We start from the raw sequence: 22,227 nt of genomic DNA, 5'->3' as shown, positions 1-22,227 counted from the left end.
CTCGGACGGCAGTCTGCCCTGTGGAGGCGCACCAAGCCACGATCGAGCTAATTTGCCGAGATGGATGGCAAATTTACCCCACGCTCTTCTAGCTTGAGCAACGAGCACAAGCGTGGCGAGCAGAAGTGCATCGCGCATGCCTGCCTGATCCTTCCTGCCCTGGGAGAGGTGGGCCTGCGCCAGGGCGACAGGCCACTGCTTTCCGACGCGACACACGACGATCGGCCGGAGAAGGAGTCGGACATGGATTGCAGCGCGTGTACGCCGAGACGCCCCTGGGAGCTGCCATTCCTCGCCATGCCGGAGGAGGTCGCCCCACTTCGACGCGTTCTGAGGACCCACCTGAGGCTCTGGGGCTTGTCAGAGCTGATCGAGACGGCTCAACTCTGCGTCAGCGAGCTGGTTTCCAATGTGATCAGGCATGTGGGACCGGGAACGCCGGCGACTTTGGCCGTCTCGATGCACGGCACGTACCTGCGGATGGAGGTGCATGACCCCGACACGCGCGCCTTACCGACGCTGGTCGACTCAGCTGATGACGCGGAGACGGGGCGTGGCATGGCACTTGTCGCTGCCAGCGCCGAGCGCTGGGGTGTTCAGATCTCGCCTGAGAACAAGGTCACTTGGGTAGAACTCGCAACTTCTTTGAGCGCGCCAAGTGGTCACAGCAGGAACGTGCACGTCGATAGAGCTGAAGGCGTGCTTCGAGCTTATGGCGTGGTGGCAGCGCACCCAGTGGCGTCAAGAAGGATGAGGGTCGCCGCTGCGACGGCTGCCGCGATCGAGGCCATTGTTGACCTTCTGCACTGGCTCCAAGCACATGGCCATGATGCCGATGACGCCCTGGATCATGCGCAAATGCGGTTCGAGGCAGACATGGGTTGAGGGAAAGAAGCTGAGCGGGCGGGGCTTGCGGGGACCGGCAACGGAATTCTCTTCTCGTCCCGGTCCCCGCTACTTGGTTACGTCCGTCTGAGGTCAGTGGCCGAGCGCGTTCGTGAAGAAGCCGATTCGAGGGGCGTCCGGAGTGCCTATGAGCAGCGCGCGATCCAGCAGAATGTTGTTGTGCTCGCAGCTCGTCTCGGGGAGCATCACGCAGGCGTGGCAGGCCGCGAGGTTGGTCCCGGCGGTGCCGGACGCCTCGGCTTCGACGCACAGAGGGTCGGAGGAACACCATTCGGCACGGCGGACGGCCGAACGGATCGCCTGATCGAGGCGCTCTGGCTCGCCCTGCGCCACGAGTCCGCCGAGACTGCCCGCCGAGTCGCTGGTCGCCGTGTACACGAGCACGCCCGCCATGTCATCGGTGGCGTACAGCCGCTCACGCAGGGAGGCAGCTGGATAACCCGCTTCCAGGCTCCATTCGTTGATGAGGATGTGGGCCAAGGTGTGCAGCAGCACCATGCGCGGGGTCACCGGGGACGGTACGGCACGGCTCGGGTCGTCGGCGCGCTGTTCCAGCAAGCGCTGGTGGGCCACCCGCATGCGTTCGGCGCGGGCCGCCACCGCGGGCGCCTTCTCCCAGTCGTTAAGTCGCTGCTCGTCGAGACGCAGGAAGACGCCCTCGCCGCGGACCTCCATAGCCGGCAGCCAGCGCAGCGGCTTCTCGGAGAGCGGCATCTCCTTCGCGTCGGTCGTCGACTCGGCGTCGACGAGCCGGGTGAACGCCTTCAGGGCCCGCACCTCGCGAAGTTTTTTGACCAGCATGGGGCCGGTGACGCCCAGCGGTTCGAGCACGCTCCGATCACCGAGCGGCGTCTCGCAGACGAACTCCTCTTCCCGGGAGTGTTCGCTCTCGTCGTTGCCGGCGCGCAGCCGTTCGTACTCCTTGTTTCGCAGGGCGCGGTAGCGATGGTCGAAGGACGGGGCCGCGTCGCCCTCGGCCTCCTCCTCGCGTTCCGCTTCGAGCAGGGTCATCACTTCGTCCAGTGAGAAGGGCCAGGGTTCGTCGAAGACGGCGTCGAGATAGGCCTCGACGCGCGAGCGGTCGTCGTACTTCCTGAGCTTTTCCCAATGGCCGGCGAGCGGATCCACGCGACGACTGCTCCATGGCGGGATGGAGAGTGCCGACTTCAGCACCGGCTGCCAGACGGACGAGGAACCGCGCTGCAGCGTGCGCAACGGGAGTCCACACCCCTCGGCGGGGACGGAAGCGCCGAGCCAGGGGCGGGTGCCCCGGCACGTGAGTCCGAGATCCTTCAGCGCGCTTCTGCGGAAGGAACCCTCCATCGAGACCTCTGGCACCTTCCCGCAGGTGCAGGAGATGAGGATCGAGCGGAGCGAGGAGGTGCGCCCGGAGGTGCGCATCATGAGCTTGCCCCCGCAGTTCCCGGATGACCCCGAACCGCGGTCCGTCGAGCGGTGCACCCACTGTCGGTAGGGGAACTCGTCGAGGTGCCCGGCTTCGCAGGCGACGACGAAGCGGGAGGGGACGAGGTCCACGTCGCAGGTGCCACAGACGCTCCGACCGGGCGGCGGGACGAAGTCCTGATGTCTCTGCAGTTCGTTGCACTCGGGGCAGGAGTGCATCAAGGGGAAGCGGCGGACCCGCAGACCGTCCTTGCTGGCTTCATCGGAAGCCGGCGGCAACCGGAAGTGGTCGACCCCGAGCAGCCGTTCCAGACGCCGCTCATGGATGCGCCGTGCCTCGTGGTCGTTCCAGCTCCGGTCGGCGTCGTCCAGGCCCGAGACGATGAAGGACTCGTGGTCGACGGCGACGAGCGAGCCGACACCGTACGTGGTGATCGCCTGAGCCCGACGGACCGTGCCACGGCGCGGAAGGTTGTGGGCGGGTGCGGAGCCGCTCGCTCCGGTCCGGCGGCGGCGCGTGGGCGGCGGGGTCATCGGGTTCCTTCCAAGAACAGGGCGGACTCGGCATCGACGTCTCGCAGGCTCCACAACGTGGACCAACCCTCGACGTCGGATTCGTCGTCGTACGGCTTCAGGAGCGCGGGCGCACGGCCGCCCTTTTGCGGTTCGAAGAGCAGGCCGCTGTGAATCCCGGCTTCTTTGCGCCACCACTCGACGAACTCCTCGTAGCCGTCGTCGACGGCGCGGAGTTCCGTCTCGTCCACCGCACGGACGCGATCCAGCAGCAGGTGCTTGATGCGTCCGCGAAGGACGCCCTCGTAGGCCTCGACCTTGCCGGCGCCGTCGTTCGGGCGGGCCTCCGGGATCAAGATGCGGGTGAGGGCGACGATCACCGCGTGAAGGCCCCGCTCGCGGGCACGGGCGGAGAACGGGGTCACGGACGTGGACTCGACCTCGCGGTAGAGAGCCGAGTGGTAGTGCTGGAAGTTCTCGTAGTGAGAACGGTCCCGTGCCCGGGCCGAATTGAGCATGACCGCGACCAGGCCCGGATGGGCGCGCCCGACGCGGCTCGTCGCCTGGATGTATTCGGCGGTCGTCTGCGGTTGGCCCATCACGGCCATCAGACCGAGCCGGTCGACATCGACACCCACCGCGATCATGTTGGTGGCGAGTAGGACGTCCACGGTGTCCTCGTCGGGGAGTCGCTTCTCGATGCCCTTGAGCCGCGTGGGGATCTCGCTGGCGTCGATGCGGCTGGTCAGCTCCGAGTAGTTGGCGACCTGGCGCGCCGAGACGCCCTCGCGCTCGGCGAGCAGCTCCAGGTAGGCCACGATGTCGTCGTGGACCTGAAGTTCGGCTGCGGAGAGCAGCCGCAGACTGTTGAAGTAGCCGACGAGGCTCCAGTAGGCGTCACGCACCTTGTCGTCGGTGTCGGCGTGCATGGCCCGGTGCAGCAGCGTGGCGTACGTGCGGATCAACAGGGTCGACTGGCTGGTGCCGGGGGCCAGAAGTCCGACGTAGCGGCGACTCGCCTTCTGTTCGCGTGGAGTCTCCACGGCGAACCACGAATCGCGTGCGTCAAGCCCGGCGGGCGGGAACTGTCGCACCTCACGGGCGAAGAGGTGACGGCCCTGGTCGGCCGCGCGACGGATGGTCGCCGTCGAAGCGATCACCTTGGGGCGGTCGGCCAAGGCGTCCACGGCGGTCTCGTACAGGCCGGTGAGGGTGCCCAACGGGCCGGAGATCAGGTGGAGCTCGTCCTGGACGATCAGCTCCGGGGGAGGGGTGACGTCGTGCGGGTCGTCGCGGTTGAAGAGCGCGGAGGTCGCCGGGCGCCACGGCATCGAGGCGAACTTGTCGACGGTGGCGATCACCAGGGTCGGGCGCGCGTCGTACACCGCCTCGTCGATGAGGTGGACAGGCAGTCCGTCGGCGAAGTCGCAGTCCCTGCCGGTGCAGCGGATGTACATCCGCTTGGCGATCTCGTCGACCTCGTAGTTCCGTGCGTCGAGGCGGGTCCCGCACCAGGGGCAGGCGTGCAACTGCACGGGGTTCTCGGTGGCGAGCCGCTTGTCCAGGTCCGCACGCAGGTCGTCGAGCCTGGCGGCAGCCTCGGCCAGCGTGTTGGGCGTGGCCGAGCGACCCACCCACATGCCGACGGAGAACTCCTCTTCACCCAGTTCGGGCGTGCTGCGCCGCATGCGTTCCATGGCACAGAGCAGGATCGCCGCGCGCTCGAACTGCTGCAGGGTGAGCAGCCGGAGCGTGTAGCGCATGAGGACGGTGACACCGCCGCCGTCGACCCCCTTGCGGATGCGGCGCAGGAAGGAAGTGAGAGCGATCAGGCCGAGATAGGCCTCCGTCTTGCCGCCACCGGTGGGGAACCACAGAAGATCGGAGATCCTCCGGTCGTCGTGCTTCGGATCGTCGATGCCGGCCAGGCAGAGCAGCAGGAAGGCGATCTGGAAGGGCCGCCAGCGGCCGGCGGCCGGATCGGGGCTGCCGACGCGTCCGTCCTTCACCCAGGCGCTGCGCGCGCGCTGGTCGGCCATGGCGCGGTTGGCGAGCCGGAATGCCCTCATCAGCTCGGGCTTGGTACGCAGCAACCCGATGCCCTCACGGATCCGGTCGAGGGCCTCGCGACAGGCCTTCACCTGGTCCTGGGCGGGCTTCTCATGAGGACCGCCGAGCAGGGCGTCCGCGTCGACCGCCTTCCGGTCGATCCAGTCCTCGTAGCCGGTGGCCAGTGCCTCCAGTGCCGCCAGCACCTCGGCGTCGGGCTGCTCGGCCAGTCCCAGCATCGACAGGGACGAGCTGTCGATCTCCGGGTTGGAGTCGGTCAGCAGCACCTCCACGCTGGGCACGAACTCGCTGCGCACCTCGGGGACGGCGGCCTCGCGCGTCTCGGTCACTCCGATCGGTGAAGGCACCCAGTCCCAGGAGGCGGCGCATCCGTGTCCGACGGCAAAGGTCGGGGCGTGGCGGTGCAGCAGCCGACTGGTAGCGATGTCCGGGTCGTGCGCGGCGGCCGGGGCGGGGCGTTCGACGATCGCGCTGGAGCCGTCGGTGGCCCGGACCTTCAGACCGCACTGGAACAGGGCGAAGGCGTCCTGGAGGTCCCATTCGCCGACCTTTTGTTTGTTGAGCAGCGTCACCGTGATCGTGACCGTGCCGGTGGTCGGGTCGGGACGGCGGACGACGACGCGCAACTGCGCCCGGTCGTCGAGGTCCACCGGCCTGTTGCCGATGGGGGTCGTGACGTCGATCGGCACGTCGGGGAGGTCGAGTTCCTTGCGGTGCCACCGTTCCCGCTGTTCGGCGGTGGTCCGGGCCTCGGCGCGGCGCGCCGGGACGGGATTGCCCTCCGCGTCGGTGGGTTCGTAGACCGCAGCCCGCACGGATACCACGATCGTGTCGCTTATGGCCGGATCGACCGCGAAGGTCAGACCCATGGAAGAGGGGCGCTTGTCCCCCGAGACGCCGATGTCGTCGGCGCCGCCGGACTCCTCCGCGTCCCCGCGGGCGGAGACCGGAGCGGCGTCCAGGCCGTCCTGTTCGGCGGCGTTCTCGCCCCTCCGTTCCTTCGAAGCACGCGGGTACAGCACGCCTGTCAGGTAGCGGTCGATCGGTGCGTCCTGGGCGAGAACCTCGGCCCGATCCTCCGGTGCCGCGCCCTCTGCCGGACCGAACAGCTCACGGCGGAGCCCCCTGAGCAGTTCCTCGTCCCGCACCCTGTAGTGCTCGGAGTGCCGACCCGCCTCGTGTGTCATGCGCTCTGCTCCTCCTTGTTGTCAGCCCGTCGAAACATGCCGATGCCGGTGATCCGGGGCACGATCCACACTCCTCGTTCGCCGAGGCCGGCGTTGGCGCCGGCGGCGACGCCGCCCGCCACAGTCTCCAGAGTGTCGATCCGCAACCCATGGATCTCGTCGGGCCACCACGGGTCCCAGGTCCGGTTCACCTTCTGCACCCGGAACAACTCCTCCCTGAATCGCTCCGACGCCTCGCCGATCTCCCGCCCGTAGTGGACCAGGGCGTACGGCGGGCTCTGGGATTCACCCATCGGTAGGTTGTGGCGTTTGCACAGAACCACCTCGTGCCCGGGTCGGACCCGCTCCAGGAGATACGCCTGGGTCGCCACGGCGTCGGACGTGTGGCCGGGCGGGTCGTCCCGGCAGATGTCACCGGCCTCGGCGACGATTCCGTACCTGTCGTAGGACCGCCAGCCGGCGATGTACCGCCGGCCGTTCTTGCGGCCGCCCGCTCTTCGGAACAACGGCAGCTCGGGGGAGCTCATGTGGTACAGGTCGTGCCGGGCGCGCGTCATCGCCACGTACAGTGCTCGCGCCTCTGCGGGGAGGTCCAGTGCGTCCTTGTACTGCTTGTGCAGCTCGGCGACGGTCGGCGGGGTCAGCACGATCACTTGGTCGAACTCCAGGCCCTTGGCCCGGTGCACGGTGGAGACGACGATCCGCGCGGTCTCCGGGTCGGCTGCCTCGTCGGGGAACCGGCCTTCGGCGGTCAGGCGGCGCAGCCGGTCCAGATCGAGCGCGGTGCGCCCGGGTGAGCGCGTGGCGCGACGCAGCACTGTCCACAAAGCTGTCGCGTTCGGCTCGTGAGGCAGTGGGATCTCCCCGAGCAGCGAACGGAACCGGTCTTCGGTCAGGCCGCTCGCCTCGGTGCGACGCAGCAGTTCCGCCACCCAGTAGGGCACCGGCCGCTCCTCCAAGGGGCGGCGCAGCCGGTGCTCGACGCCGTGCTCGTGGAGCAGCCGTGAGACCACCAGCGCCTGCTGGTTGTCGCGGGTGAGGATCGCACAGGTGTCCTCGATGCCCCGCAGGCCCTGCACGGCGTACTCGTCAATGAGTTCACCGTACGCGTTCGCAGGGTCGAGGAGCAGATCACGCAGCTCCTCGTAGAGGGTGCCGGCCTCGTCCGCGTCCCGTATCCGCTGCAGTCGAGGACCGTGGGCGAGGGCGATCCTCGCCTCCGGAGTGACGGCCCGGAAGTTCTCCGTGAGGCGCAGCTCCACCAGGTCGTCGGGGAACGAACGCCGCAGCCACTCGAAGAACCGGCCGGTCTCGGCCTCCCGTTCGTGCGGATCTTCGATCTGGAAGCCGTAGACGGACTGGGCGACGTCGCCGACCATGGTGAAGCCACAGCTGTCCTGGTACCGGTCGAGGAGCGCCTCCACCAGTTCCCGCCGGTCGCCCAACAGGTCCTGGACCTCGTCGATCACCACGTGGGACGGTGGCGCCGAGTCGCCGGCCTCCAGCGCACCCTTCTCGATCGCTTCGGTGGCGGCGCGGATCCGCTCGTCGAAGGAGGCTCCACCCCACTCCCCGTCCGGATACGCCTGCAGGAGCACCCCGTACGCCCACGCGTCGAAGGTCTGGGCGCGGACCCGACGCGCCCGTTCCCCGTGTCGGGCGATGCGTTCGCGCAGCTCACGGGCGGCGGCCCGGGAGAAGGTGAGTACCAGGATCTCCGATGCCTCGAGCGCCTCGTCCGGATCCTCGTGTCCGCACAGCGCGTCGAGCCGGCGCACCAACGTGTGCGTCTTGCCCGCTCCGGCCCCGGCGGTCACCAGGACACGCGCGTCCCAGGGCTGCTCGACCACGGCCCGCTGCTCGTCCGTGAGCGGAGGGCTGTCGAGGTAGACGTCGGTCACTTGCGGCTCCAGAGGTGCTCGAACTGAGTGAACGCAAGCTGTGTGTCGAAGTTGGCGATATTGTCACTGACGTTGAGGATGAGGCAGGTGTCCTTGCCGCCGTTCTTGGGGCCGCGCAGACCACGACCGATCATCTGCTGGTAGACGTTGGTGCTGTAGACGGGCCGTGCGACGACCACGACACGGGTCGCGGGTGCGTCGAAGCCCTGGGTCAGAACACCGTAGTTCGTGAGGACGCGGATACGGCCGGACCGGAAGTTCTCGATGCGGGTACGACGGTCCTGGGCACTGGTCGTCGAGTCGACGGCGGCGGACGGGACGCCTCGGTCGTTGAGCATGGCCGCCAGATACTTGGCGTGGTCCACCGAGGTCGCGAAGAGGAGCGTCGGCCAGTCCTCGGGCAGCTCGGCCACCGAGTCGACGATGCGTCGGCTGCGCGCGTGGTCGTCCGCCAGTCGCTGCTCGGCGGCGCGGGACAGCATCGCCATGCGCTCGGCGTGCGTCTTCTCGTCCTGGCTCAGCTCGATCCGGCCGCCTTCCAACGTGCGGTGCTCGACCTGGGCGAGCATGCCCCACTTCTGCAGATCGCTGTAGGGATCTCCGGACGGGAAGACACCCTCGTCGAGCCGCCGGTTGCCGAAGCGGCCGATCAGTCGCCGGGTCTCCTCCTCGTTGGTGTTGCGGAACGGCGTGGCCGTCAGGCCCAGCAGGTGGCGACGCGTCTCGTACTGCGTGAGCCCCAGCAGTCCCAGGACCTCCGTGTACCGCGGTGAGATGGCGGTGTGCGCCTCGTCCACGATCACCAGAGAGGCTTCGCGCAGCCACGCGTACTGATCGGTGCCCAGGCACTTCTGCAGTTTTGCGTCGGTGGCGACCACCAGGTGGGGATGGTCGGCGACGTCACCGACCTCGTTGCTGCTCCACAGGCGGCTGATGGTGAGGGGGCGTTCCGCGCCGACCTTGCTCCACACGAACTTCCAGCTCTGCACGGCCTGCTCGCACAGTTCCTCGGTCTGCGCGATCCACAGCAGCGGCCCCTTGAGGTCGCCGACGCGCTTCACCCAGCGGATGACGGCCTCGGCGGTGACGCGGGTCTTGCCGGCGCCGGTGGGCAGCGACAGCATGCCGCGCTGCGGGGCGAGCCGGTCGAGCATGGTGGAGATGTTGCGGACCAGGTCCTCCTGGTAGGCGTGCAGGCCGGGGAAGTCCCGCGGGCCCTCGACCGTCTCGAACGGCGGCGGTGCGGGGGTGCGGGAGCCCGCGAACGTGATCGGCAGCCTCAGGTCCGAGACGAATGCGATGGCCGCCGACGAACCCCCGTACGACACGGGTGCGTTCGGGAAGCGTGCCTGGATGTCCCGGGCGTGCTGCTGCAGCACTCCGTCGCCGTGCGCGTTGAACGCCATCTGAGCGATGCGGCGCGGAGTGGGTTCCGCGCCGTCGTTCGTCTGCAGCTCGGCCTCCATCAGTCCTTCGGGCAGGCCCGCCCTGAGCGCGTCCGCGCTGATCAGCAGCTCGATCTTGGTGACCACGTCGTCGGCGTCCCGCACCGCCTGCTGCGCGGCCTTCAGTTCGCTGTCCCGCGCCATGCGCTCTTGGTGCTCCAGCACGGCACGGCAGCCGGCGGGACCGAGACCGAGGCCCAGCTCGCGATCGATGAGCCGCAGCATCGGTTCCGGTTCCAGCGGCATACGGACCTTGACGACGCCGTCCTGCCGTACGGCGTCCAGCGGAGAGGCCTGGGCACCCTTCTTGGGGGTGCGGACGACCTCCTCCAGTTCGGCGCACCGCTGCACCATGGTGTTGCGGTTGCCCGTGTTCAGGCGCTGCCGGAGGGCGGGGAACAGTTCCACGAGCGGCACGGGGTCGCCGTCCGGTACCTCTCGGGTCTCCCGGGTGATGACGTCGGCGTAGCGGAGCATGCCCCACTTCTCGGCCATCAGCTCGGCGTCCTCGACGGTGGGGACGAGCAGAGCGGGCACCTGTTCGGCGCGCAGGGCCCGGTACTCGACGTCGCCGACAGCGAGGGTGATCTCGTCGTCCGGGCGGGTGTCCCACGTGTCGCCGACTCGGCACCGGGTGAGGGAGTCTTCGGGGAAATCGGCGCCGAACCGGGTCAGCATCACGTACGTCGTGCCGACGAACACGTCGTCCTCGCTGCGGGACACCTCGTCGAGGAGGGTATTCCAACGGTCGCCGGGCACCTCGTCGACGGTGGCGGGCAGGCGCAGTCTGCGGGCCTTCTCCGGGGTGATGTCGGCGACGGGCAGTACGTCGCGGTAGGCGGCGAGTTCGGGGCCGACGGCCACAGTGAGCGGTTTGATCCCCTTCGACGTGGCGACGGTGCCGTACTTGCGCAGCATCCACCGGATCGGCGAGATCACGGCCTGCCGGGTGCTGGTCTGGGCGCCGATCTGCCGGGTCCAGTTGGTGACCACGGCGTCGTCGGGCAGGGCCTTCAGGAAGCGGGCTCGGGACTCCGGGGACAGGGACCGGAAGAGGTGGAGGGGGCCGCCGATCGGAGCACCCTCGGTCTTGATCCGGTTCGGAGAGGGCCGGGGCGCGTTGTCGGGCAGGGTGTGCAGAAGGGCGGCGTGGACGGCCGCGCGGTACTCCTCGTACCAGTCCTCGCTGTCCTCCGGCTGCACCCCGCCGGCCGGTCGGTCCGACAGGCCGATCTGGGCGAAGAAGGGGGTGTCGTCGGAGTGGAAGTCCATGTCGACCGCCACGGAGGGGTCGCGCCCGGCGTCGACCACAGTTCCGGGCAGCATGCAGTCGTGGATCGGCCGGAAGCGGTGGTCGGCGGTGCGCACGCGCAGCGTCGAGCGGGGATCGGGGACCCGCTCCACGACCTTGTGTGCCAGCCGTCGGACGCCGGCACGCCGGAACAGTTCCCAGAAGCGCAGCCAGTCGGCGTCGGTGTAGTGGGCGAAGCCCTGGTCGAGCACGCTGATGAAACGACCCTCGGCGTCAGCCTCCCGGATGCCCAGTACGTTCAGGGCGTGCGCCAGCGACGGGTCCTGGGCCAACTCGGCCACTACGTACACGGTGGACTCGCGCAGCCCGTCGTGGTCGGCCCGGCGGAACACCCTGCCGGGCACCGGGGCGACGAGACCGTATTCCTCGGTGAGCACGATGCGGGCCTTGCGGGCGTCCTCGGCGAGCGGGGATTCCCTCTCGATCATGTCGGCGACGATCCGGATCGCCGCGGCGGACGCCTGCGGGGTGCCGCTCTCGACGAGGGCCTCCAGCCACTCACGGACTTGGGCCCGTTCGTGTCCGGCCGCGCCGAGGATGTGCTCGACCTTTCCTGCTCGCAGGACGTCCACTTCGGCGCTCGGATGCAGCCAGCCGGTGGGCCGTCCTGGGCACTCGTGCCACATGCGGAGCCAACGGCTCGCCTTCCGCGGGTCCTTGTCGAGCCGGGGAGGGATGCGAAGCGTGGTCGGGACGCGCAGGACGCCGTCCTGGTCCGGCAGGGACGGGCGGCGCCCGGCATGCGCCCAGATCTCACGGGTGAGGAACTCGTCGGCCCAGCTGATGGCCTCCTTCACACGGCCGGGAAGCAGCGGCAGGTAGGCGGCAGGGTCCTCGGCGGGGGCGAGAGCGGGCAGGGAGTCGACGACCAGCTGTGCGGACCGGCGGATCATTTCCTGGTTGAAGGGCGAGGAGTCGAGCAGGTTCTGCCGGTCCTCGTTGGTCTTCCAGGCACCGTTGAGGACGCCGCTCAGCGACATCTCGTACTTGGTCGGGAAGAAGGACCAGAACTTGCCGCGGCCGCGTGAATCCCGGCTCCCGTAGAGCCCGCTGTCCGGGTCCTTCACCAGCGCGGGGACGCCCCAGGACAAGTCGAGGGCGATACGGTCGTGCAGCTCACCGGCATCGGCACGCGCCGCGGGACCGGGTTCGTGCGTGACGGTGAAGACGCGCCACTTCTCCGTGGACGCGGCCTTGTCGTTGCGCTCCTCGACCACGGTGTGCAGGTCGCCGGAGGATTGTGCCGTCAGGATCCGTCGGACAGGGGGGCTGGGCCGGCGGTCCTCCAGCACTACCTTCCCCACATGCGGGGAGAAGAGCTGGAAGCCGACCGGGAACTCCTCGCGGGGCTCGCCGTGCTCCTTGCCCCGGGTGCCGTGCATGTCACGGCCCAGCCGCTCGTCCGCCCCCTGCAGCAGAGGCAGTCGTACGACGGTGACCGCCCAGCTCAGCAGCTCGTCGAGCACGGGGTCGGCGGCGCGTTCCGCCTGTATGTCGAGCGGGCGGGCCATCCGCAGGACCGGGGCGTCGAATTCGAGGCCGTAGCGGGCCGTGACCCCGGGCACCGCCTTGATCTGCTCGTAGGACCAGGCACGGTTGAAGCCGAAACTCCCCGTGCTGCTGAAGAACTCCGGGGTGTCGGTGACCACGAGGACCGATTTCACGCCCACACCGAAACGTCCGATCTGGCCGCCGCGCTTCTTCGACATACTCATTCGAAGGATCGTCTCCGCGCCTTCCGGGGTCACCGGGTTCCCCTCATTGGCGCAGTAGAGGTGGGTCTTCGTGAGTACGGCATGGATACGGCCGCCCGGCTCGTCGGCGATTTCGTCCGCGGCGTTCTGGACCAGTTCGAAAAGCTGGCGGTCGCCGTAGCCACCCTGTGTGATGCGGCGTTCGCCGTTGGCGTGTTCCGCGATGAGCCCGGGGTCCACGGCGTACGTATGCAGGACACGGGCGGATTGTTCGAGGACTGTTTCTATCACTGCGGAGGACGAGGACGGCACGGCTTTGCGCTCCCGGGTGTCAGGTGCGGACGAGAAGTGTGAACGGCGGGTCAACCGTCCCTTGCGGGTTGCCGGCCCACGTGGCGTGCTTTCGCGGGCTTTGCTCTGTCGACGGAGCCTCGTTTGCGGGACGAGGCGCGGTTGCGGTTCGGACAGCCCCTCTTCGCCAGGGCCGACGGCTCGGCCAAGAGAGCCTGTGGTGCCTCAGTCCGGCAACAGGCGGACCGACTTCGCCAGGTCCGGGAAGGAGCCGACGAAGTCCTCATCGGACAATTCGAACGTACGGAGGATCTGCTGTACCTGTTCCCTGCTGGTTGCCGTCCGGACGGCAAAGTACAGGGAACTCAACTCCCTGCCCGAGAGCCTCAAGAAGGAGTGGTCGCTCTCGTCCATGAAACCCCCCGGTGCAGAGTGATCCGGTGACCGCACAGGGGTTTGACAACAGCAAACATCCCCCGTGGTTCTCGGAAGTCTGGTTGTCGAAAGATTCTCGCTTCCTGATTTCACGTTAGCTGGCCGTTGCTCCGGTGTGCCAGCCCTTTCGAAAAATCCCTGCGACGACGTGCTGCGGGCGTTTGGATATACCTGTTCCCTTCGGCTCGTGACGGAAGAAGGACATAAGTGTCCCCTGTCGCCCCCTGCCCGGATTTACTGGTTGCGGACCGAGGCGTCTTTCTCGCCGCCGGAAACCTAGCCGCAATTCCACGGATGCGCAACCCAACTTCCCGGATTCGGCGGGGAGTTCGGGACCCATGCCCTCTTTCGACAAGCATCAAAGAGGGCGTATGGGAATTCTTTGGGCAATTTGGACATCGATGGCAGGTCGTCGGGCCGGATGGTTTTGTTAACTACTGGTTGACGTGATCGATCCTGTCAAATTAGCCTCGCCGGGACGGTGGAGGAGAAGAGGCAGGTGGCGCGTGGAGACAGGTGAGGAGTTCGGGCCGTGGCTGGCCCGACAGCTCAAGCTCGCGGGGAAGACACAGGCAGAACTGGCCGACGAGTTGAGGCTGACCCGAGCCGCCGTCTCCGCATGGATCACCGGAAGGTCGACACCCAGGCCGACGGTGATGGCGGACATCGCCAAAGCGCTCGGCACGGACCTCGGCACGGTGCACACGCGCACCACCGACACCCAGGCCGGCCTGCCGGTGACGTGGTACCACCGACCCGGTTACCCCGACGGCGGTCGTGAGTTGGGCAACGCTGCCGCCTTCGCGTTCGACGCGGACGTACAGGTGCTCGCTCGGGAGACCTGCCAGAACAGCCTCGACGAGCGTCTGCCGGAGAACGGCCGTCCGGTGAGGGTCCGTTACACCCTGCACGAGTTGACCGGCGAGCACCTCGACGCCTTCCGGGAGGCGATCCGTTGGAACGATCTCTTCCCGCACTACCAGGCCGTCTCGGAACTCGCCGCCCAGCAGAAGGTCGGGCGGGTCGTGGACGCCGGTGTGCGCGACATGTACGAGAAGGGCCGGCTGGTCCTGCTGCGCGTCGACGACTACAACGCGTCCGGTCTCACTGGTGACGACTACGAGGACGGCAAGTTCGCCGCCGTGGTCAGACGGCAGCTCGAGAGCCTGAAGTCGGGTCCCTCGGCGGGTGGTTCGTACGGGCTCGGCAAGGCGACGCTGTGGGCCACCAGTGCTCTCGGTCTCGTGCTCATCAACTCCACTTTGTCCGTGCCCCATGAGGGGCGCACGGAACGACGGATGATCGGCCGACTCGAACTGCCCTGGCGGCGGGTGCACGGCGAGACGTTCGCGGGTCCCGCATGGTTCGGGCGCCCCGATCCCGACTCGAAGAACGGCGAGGTCGTCCGTTCGTGGTGGGCGGACGAGGAGATGGCGGCCCGCCTGCACCTGACCCGCGACAGCGACGAACCCGGCACCTCCTTCCTCATCGTCGGCGCGCACGACGTGGCCAGCCTGGAGGGCGACGGCCCGGACCTCGACGACGAGATCGTCGAGGAGGAGGGCGACGAGGACACCCACGACGTCAAGAGGATGCACAAGCGGCTCGTCGAGGCGCTGGGACGTGACTTCTGGGCCGCGATGACCGGCGGCGGCGGTCGACTGCCCCTCCTGGAGGTGTCCGTCCGCGCGCTGCGCAACGACGGAGAGGTGGTCGTCGAGGAGACGAAGGTGGACCCCTCCGTCGAACAACCGTCCCGGACCCGTGCGCTGCGGGCGTTCTACGAGGGCACCACGGTCGACCGACTCACCGAGGCCGGGCAGGTCGCCATGCGGAACGTCCCGCTGAAGCTGCCGCTGTCCGGTGGTGCTCCGGGCGGTACGTCTGGGATCCATCAGGCGGTGCTGCTGGTGACCGAGGCGGACGGCGACAAGGACAGGCCGATCAACCAGGTGCACTCGCTGCGCGGCAACCGGATGACGGTCAGGAAGGCCACCGTTCCTCGACTGCCGATCGGCACCAACCCGTTCCAGGCGGTACTCCTCGCAGGCGCGGCGGCCGGGGACACGGCGCCCTTCGCCGAGGAAGCCGAGCAGTTCCTGCGCGCGGCGGAACCGCCCGAGCACGACCGCTGGGGTCAGACGGAGGAGCTGACCCTGCGCTGGTCGCCGTCCGCCTACCGGCGGATCGAGGGACTGACCCGAGAGGTCAACAACGCCGTCAGGGAACTCGTCGCCCGCCCGAAGCGCACCTCGCGCGAAGGAGGCGAGGCCCTGCGGAAGGCTCTGACCGTCAAGAGCCGGCCCAAGGCCAAGGCGCCCACGGGACCCGTGATCCCGGTGCTGAAGAACCTCGACGCCACGATCGGTGAAGCGGGGGAGTGGCTGATCGACGCCGAAGTGAGCATCCCCCGTGGCGACGAGATCGTCCCCCTGGTGCCCGTCGCCCTGCTGGACGTGCGCTCCGGCGGCCGTCCAAGGCTGGACTGGGCGGAACTCGAAGGCGTCGAGGGCTGCGAGGTGGAGGACGGCGTCCTGCGCTTCACCCCCGGCGTACGACGTGCCGTCTTCCGGGGGGCCACCGACGTCGGCAGCCATCCGGTCAGGACCGCACTGACCCGACTGGTGGTCGAACTGCGTGCCGGCAAGGGGGAGTGACGCGTGAAGATCTACCCGTACAAGCGGCTCAGCCGTCCGATCGTCCTGCGGGTGACGTCCGTCGCCCTCAAGCTCGCCGACGGCACCCGGGACCCGCTGGACACCAGCGCCTACTCGACCCAGCAGCAGGCTGTCGCGCTCGGCGTCGCCGGGCACGACGACTGGGTGAGCGCCGTCGTCGGACTCTCGGCGACCCTGCCGCCCGGAGCGGACGCCGAGGACGCGCCCTGGTCCGACCTGCGCGTCCTCGCCGTGCTCGCGGACGGCGAGACGAACATCCGCACCTCCACCGCTCTCGCCCGTGACACGGACGACAGCCGTGACTGGTCGGGATCTCTGGAGATCTTCCGCGACGACCACCTGGGACGCGCTTCCCTCGCCGTGTACGCCGTGGCCACCGTCGACGGAGTGAAAGGACGCTCCATCGCCGAGACCGACCGGAGCTGGACCGTCGACACCGTCTCCGACGAACCGGTCGCCGGCCTCCAACTGGAGGTGCAGAAGGCGTCGTTCACCAGGAGCTCCCGAGAGTGGCTTCGTGCCTACGCCGACGCCCCCTGGATCGTCGACACGTCGGCCAGAGTGCCCACCGTGTTCGTGAACAGCGACGTCGACGGGATCGTCGAACTGCTGGACAGCCGCGCCTCCGGTGTGGAGAGTAAGGTCCGCGACCTGCTCGTCGCTCAGATGGCCACGGACGTCTGGACCGCCGTGTTCCACGGGGCCATCGGCGACCTCGAGGTGGAGCCCGGCAGCGGCCCGGTCTTCCCCACCGACTGGCAGGGCGAGGTGCTGCGGGAAATGCTTCCTGACATCGTTCCCGGGGTGCATGTCGAGGAGGCTCTGCGACAGGTGCACCACCGGCGCACTGGCGACTCGGGCTGGGCCGATCTCCAGACCCGCATCCACTACGCGGCGATCCGCCGCGCGGAAGCATCGAAGGCGCTGGGCTATGCCATACGCAGTCTCGAACAAGCGAACCGGGAGAGCGAGAAGTGATCACCCAGCCCGAATATGTACCGGAGCGCTTGGCACTGCTCCCCGCATCGGCCGCCGACGGGTTCCTGACCGAGCAACTGCTGAAGGCTGAACAGGTCCACGGCGGCATCGATCTCAACAAGTTCGTCGAACCGCTTCCCGAGGACGACGCCAGATGGGCTGTCGAGCCGATCCGCAGTCTGGTGGAAGACGCCATGTTCGAGTTTCGCGATGACCGCACCCGCGCCGACGCCTGGCTCGCCCCGAGGCTCCATGCCACGCTGCGCCTCACACGGCGGGAGGCGGCGGACAAGCGCCTGTGGACACATTTGGCGTTGGCGGTTGCCCCCGACTATGTGGCCTGGCGACACCTTTCCGAGCCGACCGCGAAGAATCCCGAACGACGCATCGCCCCGGAGCGCTTCCGAGGTCCCGCGGACCGGCAGTGCTTCTCCCGCCTGTGGTGGGCCGCTGAGATCTTCCGCAACGGGCCGGACTACGGGCCGGTCGAGGTGGCCTGCGGCAAGCAGGACGTCATCCACACCTTGCTCCGGCAAGGCCTGCTCGACCATCGGCCCACAGCGCAGGCCTTGGTCCGACTCCTGAAAAGCGGAAAGATCACCGGCGGGCGGGAGTTCAACGGCTTGGCCGTAGCCATCAACGCGGCCGGTGCGACCCTGGTCTACGACGTCCTCGCACCGGACGTGCCCAAGGACCCGACCCGTCTGCGGGACTGGATCGCGGAGGCGGAGACGGCGCCGCCGGTCTCGCGCCACATGCTCCCGGAGGGACCGGACGAGGACCCTGCCCCCGAAGAGTCCGTCTCTGCGCTCTCCGACTACTTCTTGGAGCTGTTCGAGACCGCGCCGGTCAGGGGCAGGAAGACCGAGGTCTGATCCATGGCCATCCAGCTACTCGGCCGGCACCCTCTTCTTGCGGGAGGTGGAACGCGGCGGCGCCTGATCCTCGGGTCGCGGGCAGCGGGCGGTGCAGTCGTCCGCGGCTCCGCAGCCGTGGCTGCGGAGCTTGGCCCGCTGCTCCTCCGTGGCCGGCACCCACGGCTCCCGTAGAAGGTTCGGATCCGGGGCCGGGAGCCCGAGCGCGGCGGTCAGCAGATGCGCGCCGAACAGGGGCGGCACGGCATTGCCCACCTGTTGGGCCTGCGCCGTACCGGACCACGGGTAGTCCGGTGGGAATGTCTGCAACATCCCGGCCTCGTTCATGCTGAACCGCGCGCCCTCGCGCACGACGCTCTCGTTGAGGTGCTCGAAGACGACGAAGCGGGAGATACGACCGGTCACGGTTGCGGCAGGCTGCCGGTCGGTCCGCACGCCGCGCCGGCCCGGATGGCCGGAGCTGCCGTAGTTCGAGCGGACCAGGAACGGGGTGCGGCGACCTGGATGTGTGCCCACTGGCTCGGAGAGCACATCACCCATCGACCGCCAGTGTTCCCGCTTCTCGTCGCCCTCGGTGCGTTGTTCCGCCTTCGGAGCAGCTTCCTCGTGGAGGGTGGGCTGATAGGCCTGGGCCACGACCTGATCGGTCCTCCGGTTCCACTCTCTCGCCTCGTACGCGTGGTGCGTCGCCTTCGGGAGCGAGGGCTCACCGAGCCCTTCTCGTCGAGCGATCAGCACGGCGCGAGACCGCGTCTGCGGAACGCCGTACGTCTCGGTGTCCAGGACGTCCACGACGACCTTGTACTTGGTGCCGTCGGGCAGGCCTTCGTTCTCTAGCACCATGGCGTAGTGGTGCCAGAGCGCCTCGACGGCAGGCACCTGCTCCAGGACGATGACGTCGTACGGACGATTGCCCCGGTTCGGGCTTCTGGTCGCTTGAATGGCGTACCGGAGTGGTTCCAGGACCAACGCGGTGCGCGGGTCCTCGCCCAAGCCCCCCAATGCCTTGTCGATCGCCCCGTCGGAGTCGCCGGACATCAGGCGCTCGATGTACTCCTTGACCTTGTCCAAGGCCTTGCGTCCGACGCCGTTGCCGGCCACCGAGTACGTCTGGCACGGCGGGCCGCCGGCGAGCACGTTGATCTCCGGTGGCAGCGACTCGAAGGACTCCTTCCGGATCGCGCTCACGTCGGCGTGGAGGGTTTCGAGCCCGGCCGCGTAGCGCGTCAGACAAGCGCTCTTGTCCCACTCGATGCCGAGACTCGGGATGCCGAGGGCGCGTCCGGCGACGTCCAGCCCGCCCGGACCTGCAAAGAGGTCCAGGACAAAGGGCTTGTCGAGGATGGACTGGTGTGGCGCCGTGCTGGTCATGTGGCGGAAGTCTAGCCGGCAGCGCTGACAGCCGGATCCCGGCTCAGTGCTTCGGCGACGGCCCGTCCCAGGGCCTCAGCGACGGGTGGTGGCGTCGCGTGCCCGATCTGGCGGTAGCGGGCCGTCTTCAGTCCTGCAATCTCCCATGATTCGGGGAAGCCTTGGAGGAGAGCCGTCTGGTCCACCGTTATCCGCACCAGTCCGTCGTCCCCGAGTGACGGATCCCACTTGAAGTCCCGGCCGGGTGGCTCGTTCCCGAAGGACTTCGTGTAGACCCCCATACGCCGCCACTTGGCCTTCGTGCCGGTCGGCCCGAAGTCTGGGCCCCCATGCGCCTTGGATCCACCCACCAAGGTCGGTGCCACGCTCGTTGCCTGAGCTGCCCAACGGTCAGCGTCCGGCCAGCCGCGAGAACGCATCGAGGCCACCAGTGCCTCTCCGACCGACACGCACTCCTGGACGGTGGGGCGAGGTGGCCGGAAAGTCTTCGCCCACTGGCGCTTGACGGCTGTAAGGATGCCCAGCGAGCGGTCCTGGGGGACCCCGAAGTCGGAAGAATTCAGGGCGAACCAGAACAATACGTACTCAAGGTGTGTCAACTCCTCGCGGAGGAAGTCCCGAATCGGCTCGAAGGAGTCCTCGTCGACCAAGGTGGGCACGTTCTCGATGATCAGGGCTCGTGGCTGGATTGCGTGGACCAGATAGGCCGTCGCTCGGATGAGCCTGATCTCGGTGTCGAACGACGTGCGCGTCACCGTCGCGCTCGACTTCACCCGAGGCAGGCCGGCCGCCATCAGATCGACGTCGTACACCTCCGGGTGGTCCACGGGATCGAAGTCGAGGAGGTCTTTCTTCAGCACGTTCCAGTGCGGACGATTGACCCGCAGAGTCCGGCAGGCGTCGTCGTCCTCGTCGAGCAGAAGGCGCGGCTCGAAACCGGCCCGCTCCAGGCCCGACGCAAGGCCACCCGCCCCCGCGCACACGTCGACAAAGGTCAGCTTCCTCAACGATTCCTCCCCCGCCCCTGGAGGGCTCTCCGCTGCTCGACTGCCGCAGCAATACGCAACGCCACGTCCTGCGGTGCCTCATGCTCCCAGAACCGCAGCACTTCCCAGCCTGCCGCCACGAGATGTGCCGTGGTCTCGGCGTCTCGTGCCATGTTGCGGTCCAGCTTGTGCCGCCACCACTCAGCGTTCGACTTCGGCTGCGTGGCGTGTTCGGGGCACCCGTGCCAGAAGCAGCCGTCGATCAGGACAGCCACCTTGACCGAGGTGAAGGCCACGTCGATCCGGCGGCGGGCCATGCCCGGCACCGGATACTCCACGCGATAGCGCAGCCCGGCAGCGTGCAGTAGACGTCGCACCATCAGCTCGGCAGCCGTGTCCTTGCTGGCTTGGCTGCGCATGCGAGCCGAAACGGCGGGTGATGACGGCTTCATGATGCTCAAGAAGGCTGTGCCTCACGATCGTGACAGAGCCCGAAGGGCCTCCGAGGTCCCCGGCCCGAACACCGGGCTATGGCTGCAATAGTGATTGCATCACGAGACCGTTCGGCCCCGCCACGCTCGCCGTTTCTCCGGCCTTCAGGGCTCGGAACGGCCGTGACAGTCCGTGTAGACCTCCTCCGACCCGCACCAGCACCCCGCCCCCCGCTGTGGCGGCCAGGCCACCGCGCGACCCCGGGCGGCCAGGACCGTCGCGTACTGCGGGAGCAGGGTGGTGTCCGCCGGAGAGGACCCCTCCGAGGCCGCGAACGCCTCGTAGGACGGGACCGTGCCCGTCACGATGCCGAGGTTGCCCGTGCCGGAGGCGGCGAGTTCGCGCAGGGAGGACTCTATGGTCGAGAGGTGCTCCTCGTGGGAGGGGTATTCCGAGGTCAGCGCCGGGTAGGCCGAGAGGAGTTCGGAGAGTTCGGGGGCCGGCCAGTGGAGGATCGCCACGGGGAAGGGGCGGGAGAGGGCCTCACGGTAGGCGCCGAGTTCGGCTCGCAGGCGGGAGATCTCCGCGGCCAGTTCCGCGGGGTTGTCGGAGCCGAGGGACCACACGCGCTTGGGGTCGTGGAGTTCGTCCAGGGAGACCGGGGCGGTGTGGAGGGTGTCGGCCAGGGTGTCCCAGTCGTCGTGGGGCACGCCCCGCATGCGGCGGACGCGGTGGCGGCCGTAGAGGACGGGGTGGACGGAGCGCGGGGGCTCCGCGGAGTCCGGCAGCAGCAGCCGCGCCGCCTCGGTGAACGTGTCCTCCGCCGCCTCCAGCTCGTCGTGGGACTCCAGGGACTCGGCGATGATCACCCAGGGGGCCGGGTCGCGTGGCGCGGTCAGCCGGATGCCGTCGATGATCGCCCTCGCCTCGGCCTCGTGGTCGTACTCCCACAGGTTCGAGGCCTTGAGGGCGCGGACCAGGGCGGGGTTCTCCAGGCCGTCCGAGGCGGACAGCAGGCGGTCGTAGAGCGCGGTGGCCGCGGGGCGGTCGCCGGACAGTTCCAGGTGGGCCGCCGCCGTCAGGAGCAGGGCCTCGGCGTCCTCCGGGTACAGTCCGGCGGTCCGCTCCAGGCGTGCGGCTTCGGCGGTGTGGTCGACGTTCTCGGCAGGCGTGTCGGGGCGCATGGGGGACACCGTACTGCCGGGCGATGACAAACGTGAGGCGCGGTGGGGGCGCACGGATCGGGCCGCTGTCCTCGAAACGGGCGGCTCGGGTGGGGGAGTTGTGCGGGGCAGGAGTGGCCTGGTCCGGAGCCGGGGGCCCGGTGTCCGAGCCGGGCGGTGGGTCCGCGCCGGTCGCGCTCGACGCCCTGAGGGTCGGGAGGGTGGCCCAGGCCGGTTTACGGCCACGAGTTCCCACGTCTGTCACCCGCTGATCCCGGCCGCCTGGGCGCGGCCCTCTGTCATCGGCGGCGCGGCTATGGCCAGTTGCGGGCGGCACGCCTATCGTGCGGGCGGCTCCGGTTGAGGTGAGTGCGGATGCGGGCGGTGTCGGGCGTGCGGGTCGTGGGGCACGGCGAGCGGCGCAGGCGTGCCCGGCGCAGGCGGGTGCTGTGGGGCGGGGGCGAGGTGCTCGTCACCGTGGGGGTGCTGCTCATGCTGCTCGTGGTGCACCAGTTGTGGTGGACCAACCTGGAGGCGCGGCGCGGGGCCGAGCGGAAGGTGGAGGCCCTGGAGCGGGAGTGGGGGA

13 protein-coding genes and 1 pseudogene are annotated in these 22,227 nt (G+C 68.7%); 5 read left to right on the top strand and 9 right to left on the bottom strand.

Annotation, left to right across the window (positions count from 1 at the left end; genetic code table 11):
- Positions 1 to 93: 93 nt before the first annotated feature.
- Entirely contained in the window at positions 94 to 885 is a 792-nt protein-coding gene (locus tag ACLU3S_RS15685) for an ATP-binding protein (protein WP_413952455.1), read from the top strand.
- A 93-nt stretch (positions 886 to 978) separates the two neighbouring features.
- On the opposite strand, the gene drmB is transcribed toward ACLU3S_RS15685, so the two are convergent.
- The 5 genes from drmB to ACLU3S_RS15660 form a co-directional block, all read right to left on the bottom strand.
- The gene (drmB, locus tag ACLU3S_RS15680; protein WP_413952454.1) at positions 979 to 2,844 is read right to left on the bottom strand and encodes a DrmB family protein; all 1,866 of its coding nucleotides are present in this window, start codon (positions 2,842 to 2,844) and stop codon (positions 979 to 981) included.
- Positions 2,841 to 6,080, bottom strand: coding sequence for a helicase-related protein (locus ACLU3S_RS15675; protein WP_413952453.1), 3,240 nt, complete (start codon positions 6,078 to 6,080; stop codon positions 2,841 to 2,843). Before ACLU3S_RS15675 ends, drmB begins: the two co-directional genes overlap by 4 nt.
- Entirely contained in the window at positions 6,077 to 7,981 is a 1,905-nt protein-coding gene (locus tag ACLU3S_RS15670; protein ID WP_413952452.1) for a UvrD-helicase domain-containing protein, read from the bottom strand. The genes ACLU3S_RS15675 and ACLU3S_RS15670 overlap by 4 nt, the downstream gene beginning before the upstream one ends.
- Positions 7,978 to 12,744, bottom strand: coding sequence for a DEAD/DEAH box helicase (locus ACLU3S_RS15665; protein WP_413952451.1), 4,767 nt, complete (start codon positions 12,742 to 12,744; stop codon positions 7,978 to 7,980). The genes ACLU3S_RS15670 and ACLU3S_RS15665 overlap by 4 nt, the downstream gene beginning before the upstream one ends.
- A 204-nt stretch (positions 12,745 to 12,948) precedes the next feature.
- On the bottom strand, positions 12,949 to 13,137 hold the full coding sequence (locus tag ACLU3S_RS15660; RefSeq protein WP_413952450.1) for a hypothetical protein: 189 nt from the start codon (positions 13,135 to 13,137) through the stop codon (positions 12,949 to 12,951).
- A 527-nt stretch (positions 13,138 to 13,664) separates the two neighbouring features.
- On the opposite strand from ACLU3S_RS15660, the gene ACLU3S_RS15655 reads away from it, so the two are divergent.
- The 3 genes from ACLU3S_RS15655 to ACLU3S_RS15645 are packed head-to-tail and all read left to right on the top strand — an operon-like array spanning position 13,665 to position 17,689.
- Positions 13,665 to 15,815, top strand: a complete 2,151-nt coding sequence (locus ACLU3S_RS15655) for a helix-turn-helix domain-containing protein (protein WP_413952449.1) — start codon at positions 13,665 to 13,667, stop codon at positions 15,813 to 15,815.
- Positions 15,816 to 15,818: 3 nt separating this feature from the next.
- A complete protein-coding gene (locus ACLU3S_RS15650; RefSeq protein ID WP_413952448.1) occupies positions 15,819 to 16,814 on the top strand; it encodes a hypothetical protein in 996 nt (331 codons plus the stop codon).
- Positions 16,811 to 17,689: a DUF6339 family protein gene (locus ACLU3S_RS15645; protein ID WP_413952447.1), complete on the top strand. Its 879-nt coding sequence runs from the start codon at positions 16,811 to 16,813 to the stop codon at positions 17,687 to 17,689. Before ACLU3S_RS15650 ends, ACLU3S_RS15645 begins: the two co-directional genes overlap by 4 nt.
- Positions 17,690 to 17,704: 15 nt before the next feature.
- On the opposite strand, the gene ACLU3S_RS15640 is transcribed toward ACLU3S_RS15645, so the two are convergent.
- The 4 genes from ACLU3S_RS15640 to ACLU3S_RS15625 form a co-directional block, all read right to left on the bottom strand.
- Positions 17,705 to 19,060: a DNA cytosine methyltransferase gene (locus tag ACLU3S_RS15640; RefSeq protein ID WP_413952446.1), complete on the bottom strand. Its 1,356-nt coding sequence runs from the start codon at positions 19,058 to 19,060 to the stop codon at positions 17,705 to 17,707.
- Between the two features lie 11 nt (positions 19,061 to 19,071).
- Positions 19,072 to 20,067 carry a DNA cytosine methyltransferase gene (locus ACLU3S_RS15635; protein WP_413952445.1) on the bottom strand — a complete coding sequence of 332 codons (996 nt, stop codon included), beginning with the start codon at positions 20,065 to 20,067 and terminating at the stop codon, positions 19,072 to 19,074.
- On the bottom strand, positions 20,064 to 20,465 hold the full coding sequence (locus tag ACLU3S_RS15630) for a very short patch repair endonuclease (protein ID WP_413952475.1): 402 nt from the start codon (positions 20,463 to 20,465) through the stop codon (positions 20,064 to 20,066). The genes ACLU3S_RS15635 and ACLU3S_RS15630 overlap by 4 nt, the downstream gene beginning before the upstream one ends.
- 177 nt (positions 20,466 to 20,642) lie before the next feature.
- Positions 20,643 to 21,662: a hypothetical protein gene (locus ACLU3S_RS15625; RefSeq protein WP_413952444.1), complete on the bottom strand. Its 1,020-nt coding sequence runs from the start codon at positions 21,660 to 21,662 to the stop codon at positions 20,643 to 20,645.
- A gap of 354 nt (positions 21,663 to 22,016) precedes the next feature.
- On the opposite strand from ACLU3S_RS15625, the pseudogene ACLU3S_RS15620 reads away from it, so the two are divergent.
- Positions 22,017 to 22,227 (top strand): annotated as a pseudogene (locus ACLU3S_RS15620) (class E sortase); the annotation flags it as partial.

The organism is Streptomyces sp. AF1A (genome assembly GCF_047340315.1).
In the GTDB taxonomy this organism is placed as follows: Bacteria; Actinomycetota; Actinomycetes; order Streptomycetales; family Streptomycetaceae; genus Streptomyces.
This window is presented reverse-complemented; position numbering and strand designations above follow the sequence as displayed.

Coding starts and splice junctions, on each gene's coding strand:
- ACLU3S_RS15630 (WP_413952475.1), bottom strand. CDS start 20,465: ATGCGCAGCCAAGCCAGCAAGGACACGGCTGCCGAGCTGATGGTGCGA.
- ACLU3S_RS15640 (WP_413952446.1), bottom strand. CDS start 19,060: ATGACCAGCACGGCGCCACACCAGTCCATCCTCGACAAGCCCTTTGTC.
- ACLU3S_RS15660 (WP_413952450.1), bottom strand. CDS start 13,137: ATGGACGAGAGCGACCACTCCTTCTTGAGGCTCTCGGGCAGGGAGTTG.
- drmB (WP_413952454.1), bottom strand. CDS start 2,844: ATGACCCCGCCGCCCACGCGCCGCCGCCGGACCGGAGCGAGCGGCTCC.
- ACLU3S_RS15675 (WP_413952453.1), bottom strand. CDS start 6,080: ATGACACACGAGGCGGGTCGGCACTCCGAGCACTACAGGGTGCGGGAC.
- ACLU3S_RS15625 (WP_413952444.1), bottom strand. CDS start 21,662: ATGCGCCCCGACACGCCTGCCGAGAACGTCGACCACACCGCCGAAGCC.